Below are 1008 nucleotides of genomic sequence, written 5' to 3' on the forward strand. Positions count from 1 at the left end.
TGGACTTTGGTGCAGAACTCGGTCTGCGGACGGATTTCGCCCAGAGGCGATGGAGATCAGGCGACCTTCCGGGAGGTTGGCATGCCGAGGCTGGTCATGCGATTGATGACGGCGCAGGCGGCCTTGGCTTCGGCTTTTTGTGCGGGCAGAGTGCGAGCGCGCAGGCTGCGTCCGATCAAAACCTTCTACCGGAGCATCGCTACCTCGACCAACGATCTCCTGCCGTATTGGACGGCTCGCTGCCAGCCCAGCCGACCACGCTCCTTGATCGTCTGGATGTGGTGGTCGCGCCGGGTGGGCGCGCTCTCGGCGGTGTCGCTCACCACYGCGGTCGCGCGCGGCGGGATGATCACCTCGGCGTCCGGCGCACGCTCGGCGACAGCACGATAGACCGGCTCGCCGTCGTAGGCGCCGTCCGCCAGGACGGCGCCGATCGGGCCCGTGACCTGGTCAAGCAACGGACCGACCAGCGAGGCGTCTCCCTCCTCGTTGCCCGTCAACGCCGAGGCGAGGATCTCGCCGGTGGCGGGATCGACGGCCAGGTGCAGCTTGCKCCAGCATCSGCGCGCTGTGCCGCCGTGCTTTTCCAGGTGCCCCTCGCCCCGGCCGAACACCTTCAGCCCAGTGGAATCGATGACCACGGTGACCGGCCCGTCCGTCCTGGCGAGCGCCGACGCGACGGCCAGATCGGCGCTACGCCGGGAAAACGTCGTATGATCGGGAACCGGCAGGTCCAGGCCGAGCAGGYGCATGAGCGAGCCCAGCAAACCCTCGGTCTGGCGCCACGGCCGACCGAACGCCAGGCGCAGCATCAGCCCGGTCTCGATGGCGATGTCTGAGTAGCGCGCTGACCGGCCACCCCGTCCCGTGGCGGGCGGCGTCCACGCGGCGATCGCCTCCGGCGTCACCCAGATCGTCAGGTCGCCCCGCCGGCGCAGCGCCGCATCGTAGGCCGCCCAGTTCTCCACACGGTACCGGGCCTCCGGGATCTTGTGGCGGCGCGGCTCG

At 69.7% G+C, this 1008-nt stretch carries 1 pseudogene; it reads right to left on the reverse strand.

The annotated features are described in order from the left end of the window. Positions 1 to 56: 56 nt before the first annotated feature. Positions 57 to 1008: pseudogene (locus AC1DVI_RS32390) on the reverse strand (IS5 family transposase); the annotation flags it as partial.

Source organism: Azospirillum sp. P4_B5 (assembly GCF_056402275.1).